The sequence below is a fragment of the Undibacterium sp. CY21W genome (genome assembly GCF_014284265.1).
GTDB lineage: Bacteria > Pseudomonadota > Gammaproteobacteria > Burkholderiales > Burkholderiaceae_D > Undibacterium > Undibacterium aquatile.
This window is the reverse complement of record NZ_JACOGE010000001.1, coordinates 362,807-388,750: the sequence shown is the minus strand read 5'-3', so window position 1 is coordinate 388,750 and position 25,944 is coordinate 362,807. Positions and strand designations below refer to the sequence as shown.

General features: G+C 49.7%; 25 protein-coding genes and 2 pseudogenes. 14 read left to right on the top strand and 13 right to left on the bottom strand.

Annotated elements, in window-relative coordinates:
• Position 1 precedes the first annotated feature (1 nt).
• Positions 2-1,267 carry a cation:dicarboxylate symporter family transporter gene (locus H8K29_RS01720; RefSeq protein ID WP_222611387.1) on the top strand — a complete coding sequence of 422 codons (1,266 nt, stop codon included), beginning with the start codon at positions 2-4 and terminating at the stop codon, positions 1,265-1,267.
• A 708-nt stretch (positions 1,268-1,975) separates the two neighbouring features.
• On the top strand, positions 1,976-2,773 hold the full coding sequence (gene map, locus H8K29_RS01715) for a type I methionyl aminopeptidase (protein ID WP_186896156.1): 798 nt from the start codon (positions 1,976-1,978) through the stop codon (positions 2,771-2,773).
• A gap of 94 nt (positions 2,774-2,867) precedes the next feature.
• Here map and H8K29_RS01710 read toward each other — a convergent pair whose 3' ends face one another.
• A complete protein-coding gene (locus H8K29_RS01710) occupies positions 2,868-3,575 on the bottom strand; it encodes an MOSC domain-containing protein (protein WP_370527115.1) in 708 nt (235 codons plus the stop codon).
• Positions 3,572-4,276, bottom strand: a complete 705-nt coding sequence (locus tag H8K29_RS01705) for a glutamine amidotransferase (protein WP_186896155.1) — start codon at positions 4,274-4,276, stop codon at positions 3,572-3,574. Before H8K29_RS01705 ends, H8K29_RS01710 begins: the two co-directional genes overlap by 4 nt.
• A 152-nt stretch (positions 4,277-4,428) precedes the next feature.
• Here H8K29_RS01705 and H8K29_RS01700 point away from each other — a divergent pair, with 152 nt between their 5' ends.
• Positions 4,429-4,974, top strand: a complete 546-nt coding sequence (locus H8K29_RS01700; protein ID WP_186896154.1) for a helix-turn-helix domain-containing protein — start codon at positions 4,429-4,431, stop codon at positions 4,972-4,974.
• An 80-nt stretch (positions 4,975-5,054) separates the two neighbouring features.
• Here H8K29_RS01700 and H8K29_RS01695 read toward each other — a convergent pair whose 3' ends face one another.
• On the bottom strand, positions 5,055-6,068 hold the full coding sequence (locus tag H8K29_RS01695) for a GlxA family transcriptional regulator (protein ID WP_186896153.1): 1,014 nt from the start codon (positions 6,066-6,068) through the stop codon (positions 5,055-5,057).
• 114 nt (positions 6,069-6,182) lie between these two features.
• Here H8K29_RS01695 and H8K29_RS01690 point away from each other — a divergent pair, with 114 nt between their 5' ends.
• From H8K29_RS01690 to H8K29_RS01665, 6 genes and pseudogenes are all read left to right on the top strand, one after another.
• A complete protein-coding gene (locus H8K29_RS01690; protein WP_186896152.1) occupies positions 6,183-6,995 on the top strand; it encodes an alpha/beta fold hydrolase in 813 nt (270 codons plus the stop codon).
• A gap of 33 nt (positions 6,996-7,028) precedes the next feature.
• Positions 7,029-7,655 (top strand): FMN-dependent NADH-azoreductase, encoded by a 627-nt coding sequence (locus tag H8K29_RS01685; protein ID WP_186896151.1) that lies wholly within the window; start codon positions 7,029-7,031, stop codon positions 7,653-7,655.
• A gap of 32 nt (positions 7,656-7,687) precedes the next feature.
• Positions 7,688-8,005, top strand: coding sequence for a YciI family protein (locus tag H8K29_RS01680; protein WP_186896150.1), 318 nt, complete (start codon positions 7,688-7,690; stop codon positions 8,003-8,005).
• A gap of 65 nt (positions 8,006-8,070) precedes the next feature.
• Complete coding sequence (locus H8K29_RS01675; RefSeq protein WP_186896149.1) at positions 8,071-9,042, top strand: MBL fold metallo-hydrolase; 972 nt, start codon at positions 8,071-8,073, stop codon at positions 9,040-9,042.
• Between the two features lie 510 nt (positions 9,043-9,552).
• Positions 9,553-11,250, top strand: coding sequence for a methyl-accepting chemotaxis protein (locus tag H8K29_RS18110; protein WP_186896148.1), 1,698 nt, complete (start codon positions 9,553-9,555; stop codon positions 11,248-11,250).
• Positions 11,251-11,495: 245 nt separating this feature from the next.
• Positions 11,496-11,726: pseudogene (locus tag H8K29_RS01665) on the top strand (ATP-binding protein); the annotation flags it as partial.
• Between the two features lie 1,253 nt (positions 11,727-12,979).
• On the opposite strand, the pseudogene H8K29_RS01660 reads toward H8K29_RS01665, so the two are convergent.
• Both H8K29_RS01660 and glmS read right to left on the bottom strand, forming a co-directional pair.
• Positions 12,980-13,311 (bottom strand): annotated as a pseudogene (locus H8K29_RS01660) (transposase domain-containing protein); the annotation flags it as partial.
• A gap of 148 nt (positions 13,312-13,459) precedes the next feature.
• Entirely contained in the window at positions 13,460-15,277 is a 1,818-nt protein-coding gene (gene glmS, locus H8K29_RS01655) for a glutamine--fructose-6-phosphate transaminase (isomerizing) (protein ID WP_186896147.1), read from the bottom strand.
• Positions 15,278-15,436: 159 nt separating this feature from the next.
• On the opposite strand from glmS, the gene H8K29_RS01650 reads away from it, so the two are divergent.
• Complete coding sequence (locus H8K29_RS01650) at positions 15,437-15,898, top strand: Lrp/AsnC family transcriptional regulator (RefSeq protein WP_186896146.1); 462 nt, start codon at positions 15,437-15,439, stop codon at positions 15,896-15,898.
• Here H8K29_RS01650 and H8K29_RS01645 read toward each other — a convergent pair.
• Entirely contained in the window at positions 15,895-16,656 is a 762-nt protein-coding gene (locus H8K29_RS01645; RefSeq protein ID WP_186896145.1) for an ABC transporter substrate-binding protein, read from the bottom strand. The genes H8K29_RS01650 and H8K29_RS01645 overlap by 4 nt on opposite strands.
• A gap of 273 nt (positions 16,657-16,929) precedes the next feature.
• Positions 16,930-17,619: a Crp/Fnr family transcriptional regulator gene (locus H8K29_RS01640; RefSeq protein ID WP_186896144.1), complete on the bottom strand. Its 690-nt coding sequence runs from the start codon at positions 17,617-17,619 to the stop codon at positions 16,930-16,932.
• Between the two features lie 118 nt (positions 17,620-17,737).
• Between H8K29_RS01640 and H8K29_RS01635 the strand changes: the two genes are divergently transcribed.
• From H8K29_RS01635 to H8K29_RS01625, 3 genes are read left to right on the top strand one after another with little or no spacing between them, the layout of a single operon-like run.
• The gene (locus H8K29_RS01635) at positions 17,738-18,319 is read left to right on the top strand and encodes an HD domain-containing protein (RefSeq protein ID WP_186896143.1); all 582 of its coding nucleotides are present in this window, start codon (positions 17,738-17,740) and stop codon (positions 18,317-18,319) included.
• 45 nt (positions 18,320-18,364) lie between these two features.
• Positions 18,365-19,120 carry a class II aldolase/adducin family protein gene (locus tag H8K29_RS01630; RefSeq protein ID WP_186896142.1) on the top strand — a complete coding sequence of 252 codons (756 nt, stop codon included), beginning with the start codon at positions 18,365-18,367 and terminating at the stop codon, positions 19,118-19,120.
• Positions 19,117-19,938 (top strand): SDR family oxidoreductase, encoded by an 822-nt coding sequence (locus tag H8K29_RS01625; protein WP_186896141.1) that lies wholly within the window; start codon positions 19,117-19,119, stop codon positions 19,936-19,938. The genes H8K29_RS01630 and H8K29_RS01625 overlap by 4 nt, the downstream gene beginning before the upstream one ends.
• A 108-nt stretch (positions 19,939-20,046) precedes the next feature.
• Here H8K29_RS01625 and H8K29_RS01620 read toward each other — a convergent pair whose 3' ends face one another.
• The 3 genes from H8K29_RS01620 to glmU form a co-directional block, all read right to left on the bottom strand.
• On the bottom strand, positions 20,047-20,370 hold the full coding sequence (locus tag H8K29_RS01620; protein WP_186896140.1) for an AzlD domain-containing protein: 324 nt from the start codon (positions 20,368-20,370) through the stop codon (positions 20,047-20,049).
• Positions 20,367-21,110 (bottom strand): AzlC family ABC transporter permease, encoded by a 744-nt coding sequence (locus H8K29_RS01615; protein WP_186896576.1) that lies wholly within the window; start codon positions 21,108-21,110, stop codon positions 20,367-20,369. The genes H8K29_RS01620 and H8K29_RS01615 overlap by 4 nt, the downstream gene beginning before the upstream one ends.
• 180 nt (positions 21,111-21,290) lie before the next feature.
• Entirely contained in the window at positions 21,291-22,649 is a 1,359-nt protein-coding gene (glmU, locus tag H8K29_RS01610; protein WP_186896139.1) for a bifunctional UDP-N-acetylglucosamine diphosphorylase/glucosamine-1-phosphate N-acetyltransferase GlmU, read from the bottom strand.
• A gap of 99 nt (positions 22,650-22,748) precedes the next feature.
• On the opposite strand from glmU, the gene H8K29_RS01605 reads away from it, so the two are divergent.
• On the top strand, positions 22,749-24,167 hold the full coding sequence (locus H8K29_RS01605) for a tetratricopeptide repeat protein (protein ID WP_255423216.1): 1,419 nt from the start codon (positions 22,749-22,751) through the stop codon (positions 24,165-24,167).
• A gap of 39 nt (positions 24,168-24,206) precedes the next feature.
• Here H8K29_RS01605 and H8K29_RS01600 read toward each other — a convergent pair whose 3' ends face one another.
• The 3 genes from H8K29_RS01600 to H8K29_RS01590 all read right to left on the bottom strand — a co-directional run bounded on the left by H8K29_RS01600 (position 24,207) and on the right by H8K29_RS01590 (position 25,895).
• Positions 24,207-24,548 carry a zinc ribbon domain-containing protein YjdM gene (locus tag H8K29_RS01600; RefSeq protein WP_186896138.1) on the bottom strand — a complete coding sequence of 114 codons (342 nt, stop codon included), beginning with the start codon at positions 24,546-24,548 and terminating at the stop codon, positions 24,207-24,209.
• A gap of 64 nt (positions 24,549-24,612) precedes the next feature.
• Positions 24,613-25,587, bottom strand: a complete 975-nt coding sequence (locus H8K29_RS01595; RefSeq protein ID WP_186896137.1) for a hypothetical protein — start codon at positions 25,585-25,587, stop codon at positions 24,613-24,615.
• Between the two features lie 44 nt (positions 25,588-25,631).
• A complete protein-coding gene (locus tag H8K29_RS01590) occupies positions 25,632-25,895 on the bottom strand; it encodes a DUF2164 domain-containing protein (protein ID WP_186884193.1) in 264 nt (87 codons plus the stop codon).
• Positions 25,896-25,944: the final 49 nt, after the last annotated feature.

The window sequence follows — 25,944 nt, the reverse complement described above, 5'->3', positions numbered from 1 at the left end:
CTTGCCCTTCTCATTTCTGAGCAAACGTTTATATCTGCAAGTTTTGCTTGCCGTGTTTCTCGGCATAGGATTTGGTCATTTCTGGCCAGCACTGGGAACAGAATTAAAACCGCTGGGAGACGCATTCATCAAACTGGTCAAAATGATGCTGGCACCGCTCGTGTTCTTTACCATCGCTGGCGGTATCGCAGGCCTGAATGAGCGTCGAGGAGTTACCAGTACGCTTGTCAAAGCGATGCTGATTTTTTATTTGCTGACTTTACTGGCGTTGTTAACCGGATGGCTGGCAGCGTCCCTCATGCATCCGGGGGCTGGCTGGCATTTTCACCCAACCGCCACCGACAAAAATACTCTGTCGCCGATGTTGGGTCATGCCGAATATCAGGGTTTCGCCGATTTCATTCTCCACATCATTCCACATTCCTATGTCGGTGCTTTTACCCAGGCCGAGGTCTTACCAGTCTTGTTGCTTGCGGTACTGACCGGTTTTGCGATCGCCCGCAGCCGACGCCCCGGTGACCGTATGCTGACAACAATTGATGAGTTAAGCCGCCTGTGTTTTAACATTTTTGATTACGTCATGAAACTGGCGCCATTGGCGGCATTCGCCTCTATCGCCTATACGGTGGGACGTTTTGGCATAAAGTCTGTGGCTGCGTTCAGTTATCTGATTCTGAATTTCTACATCGCTTGCGCGGTTTTTGTCGTCGTCATTCTTGGAAGTCTTGCGAAGCTGCATGGTTTCAGTCTGTGGAAACTGATGAGTTATATCCGGGAAGAGTTGCTCGTTGTATTGGGTACATCCTCATCAGAGCCGGTGCTGCCGCCGCTCATGAAAAAACTACAAACGCTCGGTTGCAAAAAAGATGTTGCAGGACTGGTGTTACCGATGGCGTATTCGTTTAACCTCGATGGCACCGCAATTTACCTGACGCTCGCCTCAATGTTTATTGCCCAAGCCTGCGACATACAACTCAGCAATGGTCAGATCCTGAGCCTGATCGCCACTATGTTGCTGACATCAAAAGGTGCCGCCGGTGTCAGTGGCAGTGGCTTCGTCACACTGTTGGCAACGCTTACTGTCATTCCGGATCTGCCGTTGGCAGGTGCTGTTTTATTGCTTGGCATAGACAGATTCATGTCAGAAGCCCGCGCCGTCACCAGCACGATCAGCAATGTTGTGGTGTGTATAGTCGTTGCACTCTGGGAAGGTGCCTGTGACAGAACGATACTCAAACATCAACTTGAAACGTCAAAGTCAATATAAGGCCGGATGTCGTCATGTATTGCAGAGGTAATCTATCCTGAATTCGTCGTATTCAAGCTTGATCACAAGACGGGTTCACAATAATACGACGAGACTGAATCAGCACGACGTCCAGCGCTAAAGTGGTCAGCACTGACGATACGCATAAATTCTCCATCCCAAATTTGGTAATAGCACCCTGCTCTAAACCAACTGATCAAGTAAGTTGATTACGCACAAGGCAGACCTCGCTGCAGTAAGCATGCCGGACACTCCTGAATGAGCCCAACGTTACCACGTCAGTGTAAAAAGAGCTCCGTGGAATTCCATCAATGCGCTCTCATGTTTTTCCACGCATGCATTACAAATGCACGTTGAAATTATATTGAAACGAACTTGGAACGATAAAAAAGACCCTAAAAATTCGTGCAGATAAACATCCCATCAGACTATCAGTGCAAAAAATATCGCTTGCTGACAATATACGAAATATATACAATTAATATACATTACATATATACCTATAAGGTTGGGAATTTTAAATACCTCCAATGATCTGCACAACCAGATGCACACAGCAAACACGATGATGACCGCAACCATGAATAGAAAATCTGCTGGAATAAAGATTGGTAGCTTGATTGATATCAGGCCACCGCAGACTGTCACTGAAGCCTTTACCTGGGAGCAAAGGAATGCTCATGCCAGAGCGATAGTCGGAGCATTCATATGACAAAGCGACCGGAAGAAATCGCCTTAATGGCGGAGTCGGGCAGACTACTGGCGCAGGTATTTAGCCATCTGGATAAATTGAGCTTGATCGGCATGTCGACCATGCAGGTAAATAACTTGGTCGATAGATATATTGTGAATGAGCTTAAGGCACGTCCGGCAAGCAAAGGTCAATACGACTACGCTTACGCGCTGAATTCTTCACGCAACAACGTCGTCTGCCATGGTGTTCCTTCCACCTCGGATATCTTGCTGAACGGAGATATCGTCAATTTTGATATCACGTTAGAGAAGAACAACTTTATCGCTGATTCCAGCAAAACCTATCTCGTCGGCGATGTATCGAATGCTGCCAGACGGCTGGTAAAAGTCTGCTACGAAGCCATGTGGAAGGGAATCAACGTTGTCCGTCCGGGTGCCCAGCTCGGCGATATTGGTCATGCTATCGAGCGTCACGCCCGGAAAAACGGCTATTCCGTCGTGAGAGAATATTGCGGTCACGGGATTGGTCGTGAAATGCACGAGCCACCTCAAGTACTGCATTGGGGAAGAGCGCACACCGGACTGATAATGCAGGAAGGAATGGTGTTCACCATCGAACCAATGATTAATCAAGGTCGTCATACCGTTAAGACGGAAGAAAATGGCTGGGCGGTCGTTACGACGGATGGGAAATTATCCGCGCAGTTCGAGCATACGGTAGCGGTAAAACGTAACGGGGTACAGGTTTTAACGCTGCGCCCCGAAGAAATAGCATTATCTGAATCCGCCCACGGGAAAAGTTTAGACATATAGTCCAGACATTCAGCCAGTTGCAAAAATACGCCCCCTCAAGAATGTGAACCTACGCGATCTTTTGCGATGAATTCCGCCAGCTGTGATTGATACGTCAAATGATCGCAGGTGTTTGCAAGCGGCGCTGCCAATCTTCAACACTGCCGTTTCTTAATCGGTCTTGCGCGATTTTTTTCCACGAGGGTGTCAGCTCCTCAAGTTCACTCATGGCTTGCATCGCTTGTGCATTCATGGTGTCGATATACAGGTAATGTAGCAAACGTGCCAGCGACCAATCCGGTTGTGTACGATCAAGCAAACGCAAGCTATCGCCCGGTGCAACGGAACCTGCTTGCAGGACACGGTAATACCAACCTGTACGCAAACTGTTTTGCACGATGCTGGCCATATGATGGTTTTCAAAACGGAGATTCAGTTTCCAGCACGGCTGCCGTGCTTGTGTCACTTGCAGTATTGCAGTACCCAGCATAAAGACATCGCCGATGCAAACCTTATGCTCGGTCCAGCCCGAGGTAGAAATATTTTCACCAAAGCCGCTGGGGCAAAAGCGTGACGCTGCATCGTCCCCGAATTGCGCACGCCAGATGGCATAATGTTCAGACGGATAGTGGTGTACGGCCTTATCCGGGCCGCCGTGATACAACTTGTCACCCTGTTCGTCTCCCTGCAAGCCAGACGTAGTAACTGATACCGCATCCCAGACCTGCTGTTTTTGTATAGCGCTGACTTCACCATTTGGCCCGAAAGCACGTGCTTGCCCGATAAAGATTGCATCAATGGTGCTTTGAATAGTTCGCATCATCGCCCGCACGCGTTAAGCCATTCAGCGAAAAACAAACGCGCCTGTTGTGCCAGTTTCGGACCATGGATAGCGGCCTGTTGACGCATCAGTGACGGCGAATGTTTTTCATGCTGTATTTCATGGGCATGCCCGACATACCAAGCCTCCAGGCCGGTGGCAGTAACTTCTGGGTGACATTGAAACGCCAGTGCGTTTTTTCCCCAGCTATATACCTGATTTTGACAGGCGTCACTTGACGCCAGCAATTGTGCGCCAAAAGGTAAATCGAAGGTATCGCCGTGCCAGTGGAACATCGTGCAATCTCTTTCGTCAAAATATCGCACCGGCGTATGCTTACCTTCCTGCGTGATCCTTAGCGGATACCAGCCTAGCTCTTTGGTTGTGGCCGGATACACACTTGCACCGAGTGCCCGCGCCATCAATTGTGCGCCGAGGCATATCCCCAGTGTCGGCAAGTCTGCATGCAGACGCTGCTGTAAAAAATGTACTTCTTGTAGCAAAAATGGGAAATGGTGATCTTCGTAGGCACCGATAGGCCCGCCCAGCACGATACAAACATCGGCATCAAGCGGGTTGAGTTCAGCCCAGTTGTGGTTGCAGGCATTGACTTCCTGAATAGAAAAATTCATCTCCTTCAGCAAAACAAGAAAACTACCCGCATCTTCAAAAGCGACATGATGGATGATTAACGCCGTTTTCATCTTCAAACTCCAACTGGCAAAATAGAATAAATTTCATAAATCAAAATGACACGATGTGTCATATATTACACTAATTGTCATTTAATTTTCCATTCCTGGAGTTTCAGTAAGATTCATCAGATCAGGCAAAAATAAGAAACGGAAAACAAAAAATGTCGCAAAAAATTAAAATGCTGCGCCAGCAAATAGGCATGAGTCTGCAAGATATGGCAGATGCCAGCGGTCTGACCAAGAGTTACTTATCAAAGGTCGAACGTGGAATCTGTGTACCTTCGATCGCCGCCGCGATTAAAATTTCCACAGCACTGAAAGTCGATGTCGGCCAGTTATTCAGTCCCACAAGCAGCAGCGAAATGCTTTCTGTCGTGCGACACAATGAGCGCCTGCGCATCGTCAGAGCGGCTGGTGAGGGCAGCAGCATGGAAGCCCTGGCAGCAGAAATCAACAACAAGCGCATGCAGCCTTTCATTGTGTACCCGCCCAGTGAGCTGTCCGACGGCCCGCATGCTGCTGGACACGCGGGGGAAGAGTTCTTATACGTGTTGACGGGGAACATAGAAATTCAATTCCCCGACCATCGCGAGCAACTTAAGAAAGGCGATGCGATTTATTTCAACGCCCTTCTACCGCATTGCTTGCGATCTGCCGGTAAGCAACAGGCATCAGCGTTGGTGGTGATTAGTTACGATCAGGGGTAAGTTTGAAGCAGAAGAAATCGCAAGTCGGAAACTAGAAAATGCTATCGCGTGACACGGACTCTTCCGTAATTCACGCCATATCAGGATGGGCTGGTATTGCGATTGTTTGACCAACGCTTGTAATCGACAGGCGACATGCCAATGAGTTGGATAAAAGCGCGCCGGAACGAAGTATCGTCGTTATAGCCACATTGCGTGGCAACCTGCTTGATACTGGCACCCGGAGTATCCAGAAGCATACAGGCAGTTTCGATTCTGACGCGGGTGATGAATGCTTTGGGTGACTCATTAACCAGATCTTTCAGACGCCGATGTAAGGTCCGTTCACTCAGATTCAATGCCTTAGCTAACCGTTCGGCAGTCATACCCGGTTCATCATGACGGATGATTTGCTCGGCTTGGAGCAATAAAGGATCGGTGGTGTTGATGAAACCTCGCGGCGCATAAACCAATTGCGGCAGCGACTGACTGTCGGCCACCGAGATGTTGGCAGCCAGTTTGGCGACTTCGGCTCCGGCCAACCGACGAATCATGTGCAAAGCCAGATCGACCCAAGACAGTGGCCCACCAGTCGTCACAATACGATCCTGCTCTTCAATCGCAGCCCCCCATGCGACATGTGCTTTGGGAAACCGCCGTTTGAAAGCATGATGCAGCCACCATGTGGTCGTGCAACGTCGTCCATTCAGCAGGCTGGCCTCCCCTAGTACAAAGGTGCCCGCGCATGCAGCACCAACCCAGGCACCTTGCTGATGGCTTTGCTGGAGCCAATGCGCAGCCTGCTGAATGGACTCTGACATCGGTGGTAGGCCGTCAGCCCCGAGCGCTATGCCAGTGACAAGAACAACATCGTATTCCTTCGCTACGGCAAAACCCTCGTCTACTGGAATCAGGCGACCCTGTGGATCACGTAAAGGCTGTCCATCGGCACTGACGATACGGGTTTCGAATGCCAATCCAGACGGAATCGCCAACCCCTGCTCCATGCCTTCCGGTGGCGCACGCAGCGCCTGATTGGTAATCCAGAACAGATCGGACAAGCCTGCTATTGCAGATAGCAGGCTCCCCTCTACGGCAACAATCGCGATCCGCATGTACGGCTCCAAAAAAATGGCGAACTTTGCATGAAGTATGTCTGACTTGCCATCTAACGTAAAGCAAGCACTCCATCTAGACTTGAATGCATCGACATTGCAAACACTGCTGATATGAAAACTTCAACCAAAACACCACGCCCTCATCCGTGGTTCAACGCACTTGCTGTGGCACTGAGTTTCACCCTCATGCTGGCAAATGTGCCGACTCTCGCAGCTGCTGACGAGGCCAGAATCAAAAACATCGTGCTCGTCCACGGAGCGTTTACGGACGGATCAAGCTGGACACCTGTTATTTCCCGACTACAAACTATGGGTTATCACGTCACCGCCGTCCAGAATCATCTGACCTCGCTGGCAGATGATGTCGCCCAGACTGAAAAAGTCTTACGTCGGCAAGCAGGCAAGGTATTGCTAGTTGGTCATTCTTGGGGTGGAGCTGTAATTAGCCAGGCCGGTAATGCATCGAATGTAGCGGGTCTGGTCTATCTCTCCGCTCTAACGCCCGATAGTGGTGAATCAGTCGCCGAGCTATTGCAACGGTTGGATGTCAAGATGACGGGTCTTGTACCGGATGAAGCGGGTCTGATCTGGCTCGATCAGCCAGAGCAATTTAAGAAGGTCATGGCTGGCGATATACCCCTCACACGAGTACGTCAACTCGCTGCTGTACAGCAACCCATTGCAGCTCATAGCTTTGCAGAACCGGTCACGCAGGCAGCATGGCATACCAAGCCCAGTTGGTATCTGTTGACCAGCCTCGATCAGGCACTACCTCCTGCTGCCCAGCAAACTATGGCGCAACAGATAGGTGCCAGCGTGCGGAGTATTCCCGCAAGTCACCTGTCCATGATTTCACGACCGCTTGCCGTGGCAGCGTGGATTGACCAGGCCGCAAAAGCAGTGGTGCATACCGCAGCACATTGAAGTCCAGCCCGATTCACTAATAGAGAGATAAATATGAAAATCTTACACATTGATTCAAGTATTCTGGAAGGCAACTCAGTCACTCGTGAGTTGTCCTCAGCCATCGTCACACAACTGAAAGCGGCTCATCCTGAAGCTAGCGTGACCTACCGCGATCTGATCAAGAATGAGATACGCCACCTCACTGGTTCAATAGCGGCAGGTTTCAGGATAACCGGATTTGAAAATTTTGATGAGGCTACACTCCAAGAGCATCAGATTTCCGCCGAGCTGGTTAGTGAGTTTCTGGCTCACGATGTGATCGTCATTGGTGTGCCAATGTACAACTTTTCTGTACCAACTCAGTTGAAAGCTTGGTTGGATAGACTTGCTCAAGTTGGGCGCACCTTCAAATATACCGAGACTGGGCCAGTCGGACTAGTCAGTGGCACGCAGGTGTTCGTCGCTTCTGCTCGGGGTGGCTTCTATGCTGAAGGCCCGCTTGCTCACATGGACTATCAGGAAAGTTACCTCAAAACATTCTTCGGATTTTTGGGGATTAATGATGTTCACTTTGTTCGTGCAGAAGGCGTCTCCAAAGGCCCCCAAGTCAAAGAAGCAGGTATCCGGCACGCCCACACCACTATTGCCGAGACGCTTGCGATCTTCCAAACAAACTAACCCACTGAAAACACAAAGAATAGGATCGTCATATGCTGTTTGCTATTACCCTGAATTACCTCCGTCCCCCCGAAGAGATCCAGACGCAACTGGATGCTCACAAAGTCTGGTTGGTTCGATACATCCAGACTGGCAACATCTTGTTTGCTGGCCCGCTACACTCCAAGGCTGGAGGTTTCCTGCTCGCGCATGCCTCTGATCAGATAAATATTCAGAATATGATCGCAGAAGACCCATTCTATGTTCATAACCTTGTCAGCTTCGATGTCCAAGGCACCGAGCCCGCAATCCGTGCTGAAAATTTTTCGGGTCAATGGGCAGTAGATGCCAAAGCAATTCCTTTGGCATAGACAGATTTTGACTACGTGCTCATTCCGTCACTAACCCCGACCATTACAAGCTAAAGGTGAACTACATGAAGCGGAGAAATTTCCTTACATCAATCGCAACAATCACAGCGCTGTCTATTGGCCCGTCTTTACCCTCATTTGCTCAGTCACCGCAGAATTTTGGGTTGCCTAATCTCCCGAAAGAACGATTCCACAGCGTCAAAGTTGGAGGCATTGAAATCATCGCATTGCATGATGGCGCCACCCGCCTACCTCTTAATGAAAAGTATGTAACCAATGCCCCATTCGCGGAAGTTAAAAAGCTAGCTTCTGACCTGGTGCTCAGTACCGATTATGTGGAGCTTCCGTTTACCGCGTACCTCATCGTTTCTGGCTCCCGGCGGATTCTTCTCGATACCGGTCTAGGCGATTTTGGCACTCCCACTGAAACGACTGGCAAACTTGTGAACAGTCTGAGTCGTGCTGGATACAAACCGGAAGACATTGATACAGTCCTTATTTCACATTTCCATCCTGATCACATCAGCGGGCTGCGAAACCGTGCTGGCGTATTTACCTACCCCAATGCCAAGGTCTGGGTTCCTAATAGGGAATACGACTATTGGATGAGCGAAAAAAACATGCAGGAAGCCCCTGAACGAAAAGCGGCGTTCGAAGTAGTCAGACGCGTGTTCATTGGCATGCCTGATTCCATGCTTCAGAAGTTCGAGCCCGGCGGAGAAGTTACGCCCGGCGTATTCTCACACGCAGCTTATGGACATACTCCAGGGCATACGATATATGAGGTCAAGTCAGGGAAAAAGTCGTTCTACTACATTGCTGATATGATCAATGTTCCAGCCTTCTTTGCACGAAATCCCGAATGGATGGTCGCTAGTGACATCAATCCAACTGCAGCACTCAGCGTCAGAAAACAATTTCTATCGACCGTAGCCCAGTCAGATGCCCTGATTGGTGGCTTCCACTTTCCATTCCCTGGAATAGGATATTTGCGTCAAGAGGAACAAGGATTTAAATTTGAAGCTGTAAAACAATGAATTTCCGAAGTGAATGATCTTGAGTCACCTAGTAACAGCTCAGATCTTACCTCGGGGGTTACAGGTATGGTGATGCATCCCGACTCAGCCCACTGACTTGATGAGGGAAACAGTGCGAGCAATATCACACTACTGTTAATCACATAGTACGAACCACTATACGCACGTATGGTGAGGCCTCAGGCTTAACATATTCATCATTAGCGTCGAGTTCGCGCAGAGCACAGATATCCGAAGGTTAGAGCATATTTAATCAACTTAATCGTTGCCTGATTTAAGCAAAAACGCGACAGAGAATTAAATATAGTTAAATGAGTTTCGCACTCCTTTTCCTCAGAGCAATTTCTAACTAAAGTGAAGGCTAGTAGTTATATTTTTCTGCAATAGCTGCTGTTTTTATTTGTCGTTCTGACTCATACCGTATGCACGATTATAAGGAGCAAAGTTACCTTTACTAAGTAGCTAGCTCATAGTCAGATTTCCCTACGAAGATTACTAGCCGGAGTAAAAATGACCATCGCCAAACGCCTTTATATATTAATGGCTGCAGTATTGATTAGTATCGTAATGCTGATTGGTATTGGAATTTCTCAGATCAACAAAGTGTTTGAAACGACGAATTATGTGAACGTCAATGTTGTTCCTAGTTTGATTGATCTGAATCTGATTAAGTCTGGAACTGCGCAGAATCGTATCTTGAGCTGGCAGTGGCTGGCTGCGTCCGATGCTGCAAAAAAAGCTGAACTACAAAAGAAAATTGACGAAGCAGAGTCCGGAGTACTCAAAGCCTTTGATAAATACGAGAAAGATGACATTAGTAACGATAAAGATCGCGCGATGTTGTCAGATGACAGAAAAGCTTTTGAGGTATACCGGCAGATCCGGAATAAAGCGATCGAGATCGGTAACGGTGCCGGTGCTGAAGAAGCCCGGGCTTATCTGTTTTCTCAGCAGACCGATGCAAACAAGGTAGCAAAGCTAGTCGATGATCATATTGATTACAATGTACAGATAGGTATAAACAGCGCTGAGGAAGCAAAAAAAGTGCAGAATTCCGCTATCTGGATGTCACTTGCCATTGGTGCAATCGCACTGGCAGCGATTGGACTGATGGGGATCCGTTTAGCGCGCAACATTTCGTCTTCTCTCAATTCGGCAATTGATATCGCAGAACGTGTGGCGGCCGGTGATTTGACTCAGGTGATCGAAGTCAAAGGCACGGATGAAGTCGCAAAATTGATGATCTCCCTGAAGAACATGTCATCCAGTCTTGAGCACATTTGCACAGAAATTCGCCATAGCACTGATTCGATTGCGACTGCTTCTGGAGAAATAGCTTCCGGCAATATGGATTTGTCGTCACGTACTGAACAGCAAGCTGGTGCGCTGGAAGAGACCGCATCGTCAATGGAAGAGCTGACCTCGACCGTGAAACAGAACTCCGATAATGCACGTCAGGCGAATGTCCTTGCAAGCACCGCAACAACACTGGCAGTGGAAGGTGGTAATGTGGTCGGCCAGGTGGTGCATACCATGGGCGAAATCAATGAGTCCGCGAGAAAGATCGTGGACATTATCAGTGTGATCGATGGAATTGCTTTTCAGACGAATATTCTTGCGTTGAATGCGGCTGTCGAAGCTGCACGTGCCGGCGAACAGGGACGAGGCTTTGCGGTGGTGGCGTCAGAGGTACGGAATCTGGCGCAGCGTTCCGCTTCGGCTGCGAAGGAAATTAAAGCGCTGATTGATAACTCGGTAGAAAAAGTCGATGCCGGTAGCCGCCTGGTAGATAAGGCGGGTAATACGATGTCCGAAATTGTAACGGGAATCCATAAAGTTAGTGATGTGGTGAGTGAGATCAGTAGTGCCAGCAGTGAACAGAGTGCGGGCATAGAGCAGATTAACCAGGCGGTTGTTCATATGGATGAGACCACGCAACAAAATGCGGCGCTGGTCGAAGAGGCCGCTGCAGCTGCGTCTGCGTTACAGGATCAGGCTGAAAAACTGACAGAACTGGTTTCTTTTTTCAAGCTCAGAGAAATGGGTGGCGCATCTAAACGCTCAGTTTCAAGGACAACACAAACGACAGCACCCGCACCGAAACCGGTAGTAAAAGCATCTGCCAAACCAGTCGCCATTGCTGCTCGCCCTGCGTTGAAAACATCCGCGCCGACCAACGACTCCGGCACTGATTGGGAAGAGTTTTAATCAGTGTGAAAATACGAAATCGAGAGGGCAATATGGATGATCCAAATGCAAAAATTACATAAGAAATGCCCTATTCTCTCTCGGCAAAATATCTTCCTATCTCGCGCGATAAGTTAATCGAGATGGTTTGTGAACAGACCGGGGAGTTCCAACGAAGTGTTGTACGTAACGCTGGAATCATTGAAGTTAAGAAAATAACTTTTTCGGACCACAATTAATTGTGCTATTTGTCACCGAAAAGGGACTTATTGCTTAAGTTCTACGAGCGCACCAGCATGATCATCACGACAAATCTGAGCTTTGCTGAATGGTCAAATATCTTTGGAGACGCCAAGATGACCACGGTCTTGCTGGATCAGCTCACGTATCATTGCCATATCGTGGAAACCGGCAACGACAGCTACCGTTTTAAAGAGAGTGCCCAGCAAACAAAAAAGGAGAGAAAAACATCCAAGTTATCCACATCCCAGACGTAAAATAGTAACGAAAAGGGTGAGTCAAAATTCAATGCAAAGCTGGGTCAGTTTTAAATGCAAATCAACAACCTAACCCTTGAAAACACAACTACTTGTCAGAGTTAAGTAGACATTTATATCCCGAAGCGATTGAATAAGCATGGTTGCGGCCAGCAAGTGCTATCACTGTACTCCCTTCAGATACTTTCGACAAAAGTAGTTGCGCATAGTGAAAATCTCTGAATGTCTTCTTACGTCTTATGATTTCGTTCGTAAATCGACCGCCAGTGTCTTCCGATGATAGCAAGGGATTAAACCAAGTCGCGGGCGTTTGACGCCAATCGAAGTCAGGCCAAATCTTTCTAACTGCGACAGTTAGGTCGAAAATGTTTTTAATTGAGACAACATCGTCCAATTCCCTGGCGATTTGATTCCACATCCTAAGCTTTTCGAACGTCGCATCCTCAAGTCTCTCGCCTGAGGCCCTGTGTCGATCTCTTACGAGCTGAGTCTCGCGTAGAACCAATGTGAGTATGATCTGATCCGCGGAAAAGTACTTGCGTAGGTTTACATAAAGATCAATATCGCGAGGTTCCAAAGGAAGTACGGTAACCCTGCGCTCCCTCGCTATAAATCCGAGGTAGCTCGGCTCGCCGCGAGTTGCTATGACGGACTCCTTTTCTTCCGGCAACTTGCGCAAGTACGACACGTCATTTACCTCTATGTATGACTCGCTGGGCTTTTCTTTATCGAAGGTGCTTTCGATTAAGTTGAAAAGACTGCGATCCGGCGATGTAACGTGTGGCCCGCCTAAAAATATCAATTGTCCATTCGAAAGACTAGAAATCATCCGCACTTCGTAAATGTCCTCGCGTGGCTTCTGCGCACTTAGGTTTAGTGAACGTGTCCGTGCGATCGTTCCAATAGGCGCATTAACAGCGGTAGCGTTCTGCAATTGGAAACATCTTTCGAGTGCATCCGGTGCAAGCTCATGCCCCTGACTTACTTGGGCGTGCGATGGGAGACAAAACAGCAAACTACCCAACAAGCGCATTACAAATTTCATTGCGGTACCACCTTTCCTTGAATCTCTAGTGCAATTTAATACTACCTGATTAGTCACGACTCTCAGCCCACTTGCGAATCTGCCGCTCACGCTTTGGCGCAGTAAGTGCGGCGTGACTGAGCAGATTACGCAGAAGTTCCGCGAGGTTGAAGCGCGAGTTGAAGCGGTATGCGAAGGCGCCGAGGTACTGTCGGGCGTACGTAAGCAGTTATTTCCGCCCGATATTACCCCGCCGATCCGCGTCATACAAGTCTGAGCGCAGAGGATTGTTGGCAAACATCTGTTTCCAGACGCGTGGCGTCAGCTGATGCACCAACGACGCAGGATGTTGGCTGATACGCTGGAGCACATCGATAAAGTAGTCGTATGAATTGATATCATGCATACGGCAAGTCGTGATCAGGCTTTGGACGATCCCAACTTGCTTGGCACCAAGCTCTGTCCAACAAAAAATCAATTCTTTCTTCCCATGGGAATAGCACGTAGGGCTCGCTCAAGATGGTTGGTGTCGATTGCGACATCAGGATCATCCAGATACACCGAAAATCCAACCTGGCGCATACGGATAGCGAGCAAGTCTTATAAGGCTTTGCGGGAAGTAAGTCCCCCCGGCAAATAACCTATCGATTCGACAGCGCGCTAACCTATCTTTTAAGCTCGGACACAAGTCAAAATTCCCGATTTTTCCCTATTCGACTGTGACACTTTTTGCTAAATTTCTTGGCTTATCAACGTCGGTGCCGCGAGCAAGGGCGGTGTGGTAGGCGAGTAATTGTAGTGGCACGACGTGCAGGATAGCGGATAGTTGTCCGTAATGTTCAGGCAGGCGAATCACATGCACACCTTCGCTGGAGGTGATGTGCGAATCGGCATCGGCGAATACAAACAGCTCGCCGCCACGGGCGCGAACTTCCTGCAGATTGGATTTGAGTTTTTCAATCAGTGCGTCATTCGGTGCCACAGTTACCACTGGCATTTCTTTAGTCACCAGCGCCAGCGGGCCGTGTTTCAACTCACCTGCGGGATACGCTTCTGCATGAATATAAGAAATTTCCTTGAGCTTGAGTGCGCCTTCAAGCGCGATTGGGTAATGCAAGCCGCGACCGAGGAAAAGGGCGTTTTCTTTTCTGGCGAATTCTTCAGACCATGCAATGATTTGCGGCTCCAACGCAAGTACGGCACTGACAGCCAATGGCAAGTGGCGCAGCGCTTTAATATGTTCGGCCTCGTCCGCATCACTAAGCCGGCCTTTGCTCTGAGCAAGTGTCAGCGTCAGTAAAAACAGCGCTACCAGTTGGGTTGTAAATGCTTTAGTCGATGCCACGCCAACTTCAATACCGGCACGTGTGATATACGACAATACACACTCTCTGACCATCGCGCTGGTGGAGACATTGCAGATCGTCAGCGTGTGCTGCATCCCCAGCGAACGGGCATGTTTTAAGGCAGCCAATGTATCTGCCGTTTCACCACTCTGCGAGATAGTGACGACCAGCGAATTGGGATTCGGCACGCTGTCGCGGTAACGGTATTCGCTGGCGATTTCTACATTGACCGGAATTTTTGCAATCGACTCCAGCCAGTATTTTGCGGTAAGCCCAGCGTAATAGCTGGTGCCGCAAGCGAGTATCAGTACCGAATCAATTTGCTTGAAAACGCCGTAGGCTTTATCGCCAAACAGCTCAGGCATGATGTTGGTCATTCCTTCCAGCGTATCGCTGATGGCACGTGGCTGTTCGAATATTTCTTTTTGCATGTAATGACGATATGGACCAAGTTCAGCGGCACCACTGTGGGCGTGAACGGTGCGCACTTCGCGCTCCGCCGCTTTGCCATGCACATCGACAATCCAGCAGCGCTGCAATTGCAGATCAACGACGTCGCCCTCTTCCAGATAAATGATCTGGTCGGTTGTTCCTGCCAGCGCCATTGCATCTGAGGCGAGAAAATTCTCACCTTTGCCGACGCCAACGATTAACGGCGAACCCTGACGTGCACCGATCACACGATGCGGCTCGTCCCGGCAAAATACCGCAATCGCGTAAGCACCCATCAAGCGTTTCACTGCTTGCTGCACTGTCTCAAATAAATCGCCCTGATATAAATGATCAACCAGATGGGCAATGACTTCGGTATCGGTCTGGCTTTCAAAAACGTAGCCGAGTGCTTTTAATTCAGTGCGTAATTCTTCATGATTTTCGATGATGCCGTTATGTACGAGGGCAATCCGATCGCGTGAAAAATGTGGGTGGGCATTGGCGGAAGAAGGCACTCCGTGGGTCGCCCAGCGCGTATGCGCGATGCCGGTAAAGCCGGATAAGCCACTCTGCTCCACCTGCGCCTGTAATTCGGCAACACGGGATGTGCTGCGTGAACGCTGCAACTGACCATTGACATGCAAGGCAATACCGCAGGAGTCATAACCACGGTATTCGAGACGCTTGAGCCCTTCAAGCAGGATAGGCGTGATGTTACGCTGAGCAACTGCACCGACGATACCGCACATAATGACCTCGTGAATGTGAAAAGAGAATGTATCTATGCTAATGTAGTTTCAATGAATAATTATTTCAAAATTAAATAGATTATGAAATTTAGTTATGCCACTATTTAATTATGACTATATATTTCAAAACTTAAATAAATTCACTTATTTATTTCAAACATGACGATGTTAGATGAGCTTGATAAACGCATCCTGCAGCAAATGCAGCAAGATGCATCGCTGACCAATCACGAACTGGCGCAGCGCGTGCACGCATCGGCACCGACCTGCATGCGACGGGTGAAACGCCTGATTGAGGAAGGTGTGATTGCGCGTCAGGTGGCGATTCTGGCACCTGAAAAAGTAGGCGAGGGATTAACTGCGATTGTCGAAATAACGCTGGATCATCAGGCAACAGAAAGACTGATCGAGTTTGAACAGAGGGTCGCTCTCGAACCCGCCGTACAACAGTGCTACCGGGTGTCACCGGGGCCGGATTTTATTCTTATCATTCAAGTCGCTGACATGACCGCATATCATGCGCTGGCGCATCAGCTTTTTGCGACCCAGAGCAATATCAGAAACGTCAGAAGTTTCTTTTCAATTCTGCGCAGTAGATTTGAAACCAGAATTGCAATCTAGTCAGGAATCTGACCTGATGAGCGTAAAGTATCGCGTGGACGGACACTATCTTTCAGAAATTCTTTTTTGTAATAACGCTGAAAGCCTTTCCAGATCAAACCATCACCTGCAGCACGCTCAAAAATTTCCTGTAGCGCCTGCACATCGGCAGTGCTTAATGATTTTTTAGAAAAATAGACGCCACTTTCACCCCAGTTCAACTCTTGCAGCGGCTGATATTGCAATTTATCTTCGAGATCGGTAACGCGTTCATCAATCTGTACTGAACCGGCGAAAATCGACGGCGCCATCAGCGTGTAATCGGCCGCACCGGACTTCAACAGACGGGCAACCGAGACCGGATCAGCTTCAAAGCGGAGCCGGTTCCGCTTCTGTAATTCCTTAAGAAACGCCTGATACTTTTCTCCGTAATCAAAACCGCGTACTACCGCTATTTTTGCCGCTTTCTGCTCCAGTAGTTCCTTGAAATTTTTTACAGGAATACTTTGCTCCTGAACAGAAATCAGCATCGCCCGATTAGAAATGAGTGGGATAAAAAACCCCAGCTTATCGCGCCTGGCCGTACGCGTTGCCGGTATAAGAATATCCGCATAACCATTTTCAAACATCATTTCAAGCCGGGCACGCGGCACAATTGAAAGTTCAAAATTACATTTTTCTTTTGCAGATAAATCACTCAGTATTTCAGGATACACCCCAGAAATATTTTCTCCGCTGACGATAACACTTAAACCTGTCGCAGCCAGGGGTACCTTCATAGTACGAGAACAATTGCCATATGCTGCAGAAGTGCCGACAAAAATAATCGTTAAACAAAAACACACTGTCTTGTGCAGAATTCGCATAGAAGAGCCTGTGGAAAAGCGGGATAAATATCCAAATACGAAGCTATTTTTTGTGACGTGAAATGAAAACTATAGTGCTGGATTTTACAAAGAATAACAAGGAAAACAAAACCAAAAAATATTGTTTCAATTGATTAATTGAACCTTAATTGCATTATCTTTCACTTTTTTCACTTATCTCCGGCTTTAATCTTTTTCACACAGCATGCGCAGTTTATCCAGCGATGAAATCCGGATAGAGCGATACCCGAGCCGGATCAATCCTGCTTGCTCAAAAAATTTCAATTCCTTGGAAAGACTCTGGCGACTCATTCCCAGCATCATTGCCAGCGATTCCTGCGATACCGGAATATCCGTCTTTTCTGATTCTCCCTGCTCTTTTTCGCTATTCGCCAGCAATACCAGGCGTCTGGCGACCCGCGCTCTGGCTGAACGTAAATGCGCATCTTCAACGATGCCGTACAACAAACGAATACGCTGCGCCAGCATCTGAGCAACCGCCAGTGCAAAGTCTGCGCCTTGCATCAGATGATCAAAACAGGTCGGGGTCATCATCAGCACTTCGGCACGCCCGATCGCCGTCGCATCGTGCGTTCTGGGTTCACCATCGATCAGGGAAATTTCACCAAACCAAGTGCCAGGCTCAAGTATGGTCAGGATCGCCTCGCGCCCATCTTCACTCAAGGTAGACATTTTTAACTTACCGCTCAGCAACGCATAAAACCCGGCGGGTGGATCGCCCTGCCTGAACAACATTTCACCCGGTTGCAGATATTGTTTTTCACTGCAATCCAGCATTTCCTTACGTGTCGCTGCGGGCAATCCCGCAAACCAGTCGTCACCGGCAAGCGAGTTGAGTACAGAAGATGCTGACATAGGCAGAGTCGAGTTTGTTGTGATGACAAATTGGATATGGTCAATTGTAAAATATTTGACAGTTTGCTGCGTAGTGCGCCTGTATGGTGAGAATACAAAAATTAAACAGGAGACAAAAATGCCTCATCGCGCTCATTTCCAGCGTATGGAAGACAGTACGCAACAAGACTGGCAACTGATCGGCGGCGAATTCATGCAATTCGCGAAAAAATTGCCTGATCGTGTTATCCAACATCTGCAGTTACTCGAAGGGGATTACGGCGGTTTTCCGATTGATCGTTACGCGCACTCATTACAAACCGCGACCCGCGCCATGCGCGATGGGCGTGACGAGGAATATATCTGCTGCGCTTTGCTGCACGACATCGGCGACACGCTGGGCAGTTTTAATCATCCGGATATCGCAGCGGCAATCCTGAAACCGTTTGTCAGCGAAGAAAATCTGTGGATGGTGCAACATCACGGCATTTTTCAGGGGCATTATTTCTTTCACCATCTGGGTATGGACAGAGATATGCGCGAACAATTCCGCGCTCATCCGCACTTTGAACGCACCGCGGAATTCTGCGCGCTGTATGACAATCCTTCGTTCGACCCTCACGCAGAAACTTTTCCATTGATAGAGTTTGAGCCCATGCTGAAGCGCTTGTTATCTCAGCCCAAAAATACGATTTACAAAGCTGCGGTAACAGAAAAATAGCGAAATCCAAAACAACTATATTAATAACAACTAACAGGAGACACCATGCAAATACCTTCCCTTAAAGATAAAGTCAGCCCCGAAGAATGGCAGTTACGGGTGGATCTGGCCGCCTGTTACCGGCTGGTCGCCGCTTACGGCTGGAGTGATCTGGTATTTACGCACATCAGCGCCCGCATTCCGGGGCCGGAGCATCATTTTCTGATCAATCCGTATGGCCTGATGTTCGATGAAATTACTGCGTCCTCGCTGGTGAAAGTCGATCAGCAATGCAACAAAGTGATTGATTCGCCTTTCCCTGTGAATCCTGCCGGTTTTGTTATTCACAGCGCGGTACATGCCGCGCGCGAAGATGTGCAATGCGTGCTGCATACCCACACAAAAGCAGGTGTTGCGGTCAGCGCCCAGCGCTGCGGCATTTTGCCGCTGTCGCAGCAATCAACATTCGTCCTCGCTTCGCTTGCGTATCATGATTACGAAGGCGTGGCTTTCCGCGATGATGAAAAGCCGCGTCTGCAAGCGGACATGGGGAACGCGAATTTCCTGGTGCTGCGCAATCATGGTTTGCTCACTGTGGGTAAAAGTATTGCCGACGCATTTTTGTCCATGTACACGTTTGAAGCCACTTGCCAGATACAACTGGCGGCGCAGGCCGGTGGTGAACTGATTCATGTCCATCCGCAGATCGTGCAAGGTGTTGCGGAGTCAATGCGGGTGCAAACGGGTGGCCTCGGCGGGGCATTCGTCTGGCCTTCACTGATACGCAAGCTCAACCGCATAGATGAAAGCTATCAGTCATGAGCGGACCAAATAAAGTCATCATCATTACCGGTGCATCTGACGGCATCGGCGCAGAAATCGCCAGGCAACTGGCAAAATCCGGCGGCAGCCAGGCCTCACTGGTACTGGCTGCACGTAATGAAGACGCATTAAAACAAGTAGCGGCTGAATGCAAGACCTATGGCAGCGTATGTCTGGTCGTGAAGACCGATGTCGGTATCGAAAGCGAGTGCCGCCAACTGATCACTAAGACAGCGGAAAAATTCGGCAGGATAGATGTGCTCATTAACAATGCCGGTAAATCTGCGCAAGCCTTATTCAGCGAGGTCGCGGATCTTGGCTGGTATCAGGAATTAATGCGGATTAATTTCTGGGGCAGTGTCTGGTGCACACATGCGGCACTGCCTTACCTGAAACAAACGAGCGGGCACATCGTTGCGGTTTCCTCGCTGGCCGGACTCATAGGCGTGCCGGGTCGTACTGCCTACAGTGCCAGTAAATTCGCGATGAATGGCTTCTTCGAATGTCTGCGCAGTGAAGTCAAGGAAGCAGGCATACGGATTACGCTCGCCTATCCCGGCGTCGTGGCGACCCGCATCCGCTATCACGGCTATAACGCCGCCGGAAACGCGGCAGGCAACAGCGGTCTGAAAGAAGACGATGCGATGTCGATAGAAGAATGCGCACGCCTGATCATTCAGGGTATGCAACAAGGCAAACGCGAAGTCGTCATGACAGGCAAAGGGAAACTCGGTCGCTGGCTGAAACTGATCGCACCCGGTCTGGTGGAAAAGCTGGCCTTGGCTGCGCTGAAAAAAGAAGTACGTCCGCCGCAATGAAATTGCTTTCGCCCATCTCGCAACACCATAAAAAATGCCGGACAATATTCCGGCATTTTTTAAGTCTGATTTCTGTATCTGATTTCAACATCAATCAGGCAGCGCGAATTACATCGAGAATTGCCACTGCAAAAAGAAAAAACTCAGCAGACCGACAACGATCGTCAGTAACTGTCTTCGGCTCAGCACACAAACAATAACGGCAATCAGCGATGCCAGTAATTGCGGATTACGCCAGTGTAGCTCCAGCCCGTTGCCATGCGGCGCCAGTATCATCGGCGCAATAATTGCCGTCAGCACTGTTACTGGTACAAAACTCAGCGCCAGATTCAGCCACGCTGGAAAAACCAGCCTATCACCAAGAATAAAAAACAGGGCTTTAACCAACACCGTCACTATCGCCATCCCCCCTATCATCAGCACGTAATTCATACCGTCTCCCTTGACCGGATAGCGAAGCGCGTCAAAGCCATACCAACGATCACGCCTGTCATTACCGCACTCAGCAAGCCCAGCTTATACGGCAAGCCCTGCAATAGATAAGCACAACTACCGGCGGCAAGTGCGGCAGCAAATTGTGGAAACCGGTTAAGCTGCGGCACGATAATCGCGATGAAGGTTGCCACCATCGCATAGTCCAGACCCAGCGTCTGCAAAGCAGGAAACAAAGTGCCGAACAGTAAGCCAACCAATGTCCACACCTGCCAGTTTGCATACATCGCGAGGCCGGAACCGAGAAAATACCAGTGCGAATAGCGGCGCTCTTCGCTGCTCAATGCTTGCTGATGGTAACCGGCAACGACGGCGAATGTTTCGTCGGTCAGCAAAAAACCCAGACACCAGCGCCAGCGGGCAGATAAATGAGCAACATGCGGCAGCAACGTCGCGGCATACAGCATGTGGCGCAGATTGACGATGAATGTCGTCAGCCAGATCACCAACATACCGGTATGACTAGCCACCAGGCCGGTTGCAATGAACTGACTGGATCCGGCAAACACCGACATCGACATCAGTTGCCCATGCCACGGCAGCATAGGGCTGGTGGAAATCAGCGCGCCAAAAATCATGCCAAACGGCGCGGCACCGATCAGCATCGGTATCGTATCGCGCGCACCGCGTATCAGGCTGCGGCGCTTCTGGTCGCGTATATTGGGTAAATCAAGCTGCATATCAGACATCGTCATGCTTACTCCTTAGCGACGAAGTATACATGGCGAGTGCGGGGTTCCGGTTTGAAATAAGGTGACGTGACATCCATGCGGATGAAATTCTGCAGATAAAAAAACCAGCCCTGGTAACAGGGCTGGCTGCATATTCAAGGCTTGTAATTTTTGCGGTGACAACGCGGATTATTTCTTTTGTTTCACAGGCCGCTGCCAGTTGTCTATCGTGATTTGTTTCGCTCTTGAGACGGTCAGCTTTCCTTCCGGCGCATCTTTCGTCAGCGTGGTACCGGCGCCCAGCGTTGCGCCTTTGCCTACGCGCACCGGCGCCACTAATTGTGTGTCACTGCCGATGAAGGCATCGTCTTCAATCACGGTGCGGAATTTATTTGCACCATCGTAATTGCAGGTGATCGTACCGGCACCGATATTGACACGGCTGCCAACGGTCGCATCGCCGACATAGGCCAGGTGATTGGCTTTGCTGTGCGCAGCGATCTGGCTGTTTTTAATTTCCACGAAATTCCCGACATGCACGTCTTCTGCCAGCTCAGTTCCGGGACGCAGGCGCGCATACGGGCCGATCTGCGATTGCGCACCGACTTTTGCTTCTTCAATATGGCAAAACGCTTTGATCGTCGCACCAGCGGCAATATGCGCATCTTTAATCACGCAATTCGCAGCAATCGTGACGCCATCTTCGAGTGTGACATTGCCCTCAAATACGCAACCGACGTCAATGCTGACATCGCGCCCGCAGACCAGCGTGCCACGCACATCAATGCGAGCAGGATCTAGCAGAGTCACTCCTTGTTCGAGCATTTGTCGCGCAATGTTTGCCTGATGCACGCGCTCAAGTTCCGCCAGTTGCACTTTGCTGTTCACACCCAGCGTTTCCCAGATCGCGCCGGGTTGCGCTGATACCACTGCCACGCCATCCGCCACCGCGCGGGCGACGATGTCGGTCAGATAGTATTCGCCCTGCGCATTGTTATTCGAGAGAGTCGCCAGCCATTCCTTCAGCTTCACAGTCGGAACGATCATGATGCCGGTATTAATTTCGGTGATCTGGCGTTCTGCTTCAGTCGCATCTTTTTGTTCAACGATACGACGGATCTCGCCGTTTTCACGGACAATACGCCCCAGACCAGTAGGATCAGCCATCTCAGCGGTCAATATCGCCAGCTTGTCGTTGCCGGCAACGCTGATCAGACGTTGCAGGGTCGCTGCCGTCGTCAGTGGCACATCGCCATACAGCACCAGCGTTGGCTGACTTTCATCGAGTACAGGAATCGCCTGCGCCACTGCATGACCGGTACCGAGTTGCGGCTCTTGTCTGGCAAAGCGCAAATCGTCGGCAGCGACTGCCGTCAATACCTGATCACCGCCGTGACCGTATATAACGCAGATACTGCCAGCATTCAGGCTGCGTGCGGTATCGATCACATGCTTCAGCAAAGGCTTGCCCGCCACTGGATGCAACACTTTAGGCAAGGACGATTGCATGCGTTTGCCCATACCGGCAGCAAGAATAACGACGTTCATAAGTAGGCGTGTTTAAAAAAGGTGATTGAAGAGACCGTACCAAAGGCACGAAAGCGGCGAAATTTTAGCATGCGCATGAAACAGACTGCGCACAGCGCTATGATGTCGGCTACCAATGCTCATTACTTTGCACTTATGTCTGCTGACCATCTTTCCGCCGAACAGTATTTCGTGGCAGCCAATCAGGCGATGGCGGCCGGTGAGCTATCACAGGCAGAGCATTTATTTCAGCAAGCGTTGCACGCTGATCCCGCCTGCGCCGAAGCGATGGCGAATCTCGCTTATCTGAAAACGCAGCTCAGACAATACGATCTCGCTGACCAATACTACCGACAGGCGCTCAGTTTATTGCCGGAAAATGTACAGATCCTTCTGAACTACGGCGCTTTGCTGATGTTGCAGTATCGCTTTGATGAAGCCGAAAAACACTACCGGCAAGCCTTACAGATCGCACCAGTATCAGCGGCGGCCTGGTCGAATCTAGGCGTTTTACTGGCCAGCACACAGCGTGAAGCCGAGGCGGAAGAATGTTATCGCAATGCATTGCTCTGCGATCCTGCATATCAGAAAGCCAGCTTTAACCTGAGTTATATCCTGCTCAGACAAGGGCGTTATGAAGAAGGCTGGCAACGGCTGGAATCACGCGCACAGGATCCGGTACTGAACGCCTATTTTCATTTTCCGCGCTGGCAGGGCGAAGCGCTCAATGGCAAACGCATACTGATTGCGTATGAAGGCGGTTTTGGCGACATGATGCAATTCTGCCGCTATGCCTGTCTGCTCAAAGCAGCCGGTGCTGCCAGTGTCAGCTTGGTCTGCCACCCACCGCTAGCGCGCCTGATGCGTAGTCTGCAAGAGATCGACGAGATTTATTCGTATGAAGATGACGTCCCTCATAGCGGCTGGGATTACTGGGTACTGCCCATGAGTCTGCCGTTTTTATGTCAGACCCGTTTGCACAACATTCCTGCCCGTCTGCCATATTTGCACGCCGATCCGGCGCGCGTGCTGTCGTTACCCGGCCTCGCGGCTGACGGCCGTTTGCGTATCGGTTTGGTGTGGCAGGGAAATCATTTATTCGATAACGATGCGGCGCGCTCCATCGTCACGCCGGACATATTGCATCCACTATCTGCGGTCAGCGATGTGCAATTTATCAGCCTGCAAAAAGGCGCAAAAAATGAGCAACTCCTCGCGTTGCAAGCGCAACTGCCAGTCGTTGATGCGGCACCTTTACTACATGATTTTGCTGATACGGCTGCGCTGATACAGCAGCTTGATCTGGTCATCAGCGTCGATACTGCGGTGGCCCATCTGACAGCAGCAATGGCGAAACCATGCTGGGTGCTGCTGCCGTATTATCAGCCAGACTGGCGCTGGCTCAGCAAGCGCACTGACAGCCCATGGTATCCGGAAGTGATGCGCTTATTCCGCCAGCCAGCGATGCATGACTGGGCGTCTGTAATTGCTGAAGTTATTACCGCGCTCAACAGCTTACAAAAACAAAACCCAGCGTGATGCGATCAGCGCCGGGTTTTGTTTGTGGTCTGAAAAAAATCAGACTTTTTTCAGATAACAGGCTTTCAGCATATAGCTGCCGCTATCGGTTTTGCAATCGACTTCATGGTCGCCGCCAACGATGCGTATGCTCTTGATTTTGGTTCCCATTTTCAGTGTCGTGGAAGAACCTTTCACTTTCAGATCCTTAATCACCACGACGGCATCGCCATCAGACAAGACATTACCGTTTGAATCTTTGACGATACGTTCATCATTATCATCGGCGCTGGCTGCGGCCACCATAGGCCATTCGTGACCACAATCGGCACACACATAGTTGTCGCCGTCAGGGTAAGTATTTTCCATGCCACATTGTGGGCAGGCAGGTAAGCTGGACATAATTTCTTTCAACAATTGCGGATAAGTGTCCGTATTATATCCGATCAACCCCGTAAAATCGGCGTTATTGAGGTACAACAATCTCCCGCACCGAAGGATAAGCGAAGTCCACATCATGAAAACCATCGGTACGGAAGGTCGTTTCCCAGCCGCCCCAGTTCACCAGTTTGCTGTACTGCCCCGTGCGTTTTCCTTCTACATCAATGTATTCGCTGAATAAGCGCCAATTGTTTTTTGGCAGGCCGGTGCTGAGATCGAAAGGGTCGGTATCAAGATACAAGCGATGAATCACGCGCTGAGTATCTTGCGGATCATTCCAGCTGATCAGCTTCATGCCTATCCAGACATTCTCCTGCAAAGCAGCGGTAAACTCGGGTTTGAGTGTCACATAATCGTAGCGCGGATGCCGCAGCTCTTTACCGAAACGCGTTACGCTGCCGTGTCCCTCAGGTGATAAAGTCAGCATGACACAAGAAGCTGCATCCGGATTTTTATCACTATGTGCGCCGCCCCTGATTTTCAGCGAAATCTGCGCGCGTGCCGGGTCAAGTATCTGATGCACCCGCATAAAAATCGTCATTTCCTGATTTTTCAGCTCGGCCGGATGGCTCAGAAAACCGCGCTGGTTTTTCCAGTTAAATTTTTGCTGACCGCCGCTGGCGTAGATGTGCAAACGGCTGCTCCAGCCTTCTCCGCCGCTGGCGTAACTCAGTGAGTGCGACGGCAGATTCCAGTATTCGAGCGCACCATCCTTGCCTGCGGTCGCTTTGGTTTTCTTCTCAATCACGAAACCGCGCGTGCTGTTAGGGTTCCGTTTACCGAGCCGGAATTGCGCGCCCGGTGCCGACGGGTAAAACATCAGCACATGGTCGTCATCAAACAATTCAGCAATCGAGGGAACCTGCGCGCCATCCGGCTTTTTATCTTCGGCCTGAATCGCAAACGGCAAAGCAAATGTCGCCGCCAGTAATAAAGAAAGAGAGCGGCGGCGATGACGTTGTTGTTGCGATTGATGTTGTAGTTGATGCAGCAAAGACATGTCTTTTCCTTGTGACGATGATGCCGGTACGGCGACAAAATATATCAGCGGCGTCTGCCTTGTTTTGGCCAGTATTGAAACGCTTCTTCATGAACCTCGATATCGACTTCCATCACCCGCGCCTGCAAACGTTCCTGTACATCAGCAACGGCTTTGTTATACACCAGCGGACCGATTTCTTCGAGAAAAAAACTCAGCAAACCATCCGCTTCCAGACCGCTGACAGGTTCGGGAAAATTTTCGCGGCAATAGCGTTCTATTGAGGCAATCGCTTCTTTGCGCGATTCTTTAGCAATCTGGATAGTCATGGCAGAAAAAGAAAGAATAAAGGCAGGCAGCATACTATGCGGCCTGCCT

Excerpts from the sequence above, each read along its gene's own strand:
- map (WP_186896156.1), top strand. The coding sequence starts at position 1,976 with ATGACAAAGCGACCGGAAGAAATCGCCTTAATGGCGGAGTCGGGCAGA.
- H8K29_RS01710 (WP_370527115.1), bottom strand. The coding sequence starts at position 3,575 with ATGATGCGAACTATTCAAAGCACCATTGATGCAATCTTTATCGGGCAA.
- H8K29_RS01705 (WP_186896155.1), bottom strand. The coding sequence starts at position 4,276 with ATGAAAACGGCGTTAATCATCCATCATGTCGCTTTTGAAGATGCGGGT.
- H8K29_RS01700 (WP_186896154.1), top strand. The coding sequence starts at position 4,429 with ATGTCGCAAAAAATTAAAATGCTGCGCCAGCAAATAGGCATGAGTCTG.
- H8K29_RS01695 (WP_186896153.1), bottom strand. The coding sequence starts at position 6,068 with ATGCGGATCGCGATTGTTGCCGTAGAGGGGAGCCTGCTATCTGCAATA.
- H8K29_RS01690 (WP_186896152.1), top strand. The coding sequence starts at position 6,183 with ATGAAAACTTCAACCAAAACACCACGCCCTCATCCGTGGTTCAACGCA.
- H8K29_RS01685 (WP_186896151.1), top strand. The coding sequence starts at position 7,029 with ATGAAAATCTTACACATTGATTCAAGTATTCTGGAAGGCAACTCAGTC.
- H8K29_RS01680 (WP_186896150.1), top strand. The coding sequence starts at position 7,688 with ATGCTGTTTGCTATTACCCTGAATTACCTCCGTCCCCCCGAAGAGATC.
- H8K29_RS01675 (WP_186896149.1), top strand. The coding sequence starts at position 8,071 with ATGAAGCGGAGAAATTTCCTTACATCAATCGCAACAATCACAGCGCTG.
- H8K29_RS18110 (WP_186896148.1), top strand. The coding sequence starts at position 9,553 with ATGACCATCGCCAAACGCCTTTATATATTAATGGCTGCAGTATTGATT.
- glmS (WP_186896147.1), bottom strand. The coding sequence starts at position 15,277 with ATGTGCGGTATCGTCGGTGCAGTTGCTCAGCGTAACATCACGCCTATC.
- H8K29_RS01650 (WP_186896146.1), top strand. The coding sequence starts at position 15,437 with ATGACGATGTTAGATGAGCTTGATAAACGCATCCTGCAGCAAATGCAG.
- H8K29_RS01645 (WP_186896145.1), bottom strand. The coding sequence starts at position 16,656 with ATGAAGGTACCCCTGGCTGCGACAGGTTTAAGTGTTATCGTCAGCGGA.
- H8K29_RS01640 (WP_186896144.1), bottom strand. The coding sequence starts at position 17,619 with ATGTCAGCATCTTCTGTACTCAACTCGCTTGCCGGTGACGACTGGTTT.
- H8K29_RS01635 (WP_186896143.1), top strand. The coding sequence starts at position 17,738 with ATGCCTCATCGCGCTCATTTCCAGCGTATGGAAGACAGTACGCAACAA.
- H8K29_RS01630 (WP_186896142.1), top strand. The coding sequence starts at position 18,365 with ATGCAAATACCTTCCCTTAAAGATAAAGTCAGCCCCGAAGAATGGCAG.
- H8K29_RS01625 (WP_186896141.1), top strand. The coding sequence starts at position 19,117 with ATGAGCGGACCAAATAAAGTCATCATCATTACCGGTGCATCTGACGGC.
- H8K29_RS01620 (WP_186896140.1), bottom strand. The coding sequence starts at position 20,370 with ATGAATTACGTGCTGATGATAGGGGGGATGGCGATAGTGACGGTGTTG.
- H8K29_RS01615 (WP_186896576.1), bottom strand. The coding sequence starts at position 21,110 with ATGCAGCTTGATTTACCCAATATACGCGACCAGAAGCGCCGCAGCCTG.
- glmU (WP_186896139.1), bottom strand. The coding sequence starts at position 22,649 with ATGAACGTCGTTATTCTTGCTGCCGGTATGGGCAAACGCATGCAATCG.
- H8K29_RS01605 (WP_255423216.1), top strand. The coding sequence starts at position 22,749 with ATGATGTCGGCTACCAATGCTCATTACTTTGCACTTATGTCTGCTGAC.
- H8K29_RS01600 (WP_186896138.1), bottom strand. The coding sequence starts at position 24,548 with ATGTCCAGCTTACCTGCCTGCCCACAATGTGGCATGGAAAATACTTAC.
- H8K29_RS01595 (WP_186896137.1), bottom strand. The coding sequence starts at position 25,587 with ATGTCTTTGCTGCATCAACTACAACATCAATCGCAACAACAACGTCAT.
- H8K29_RS01590 (WP_186884193.1), bottom strand. The coding sequence starts at position 25,895 with ATGACTATCCAGATTGCTAAAGAATCGCGCAAAGAAGCGATTGCCTCA.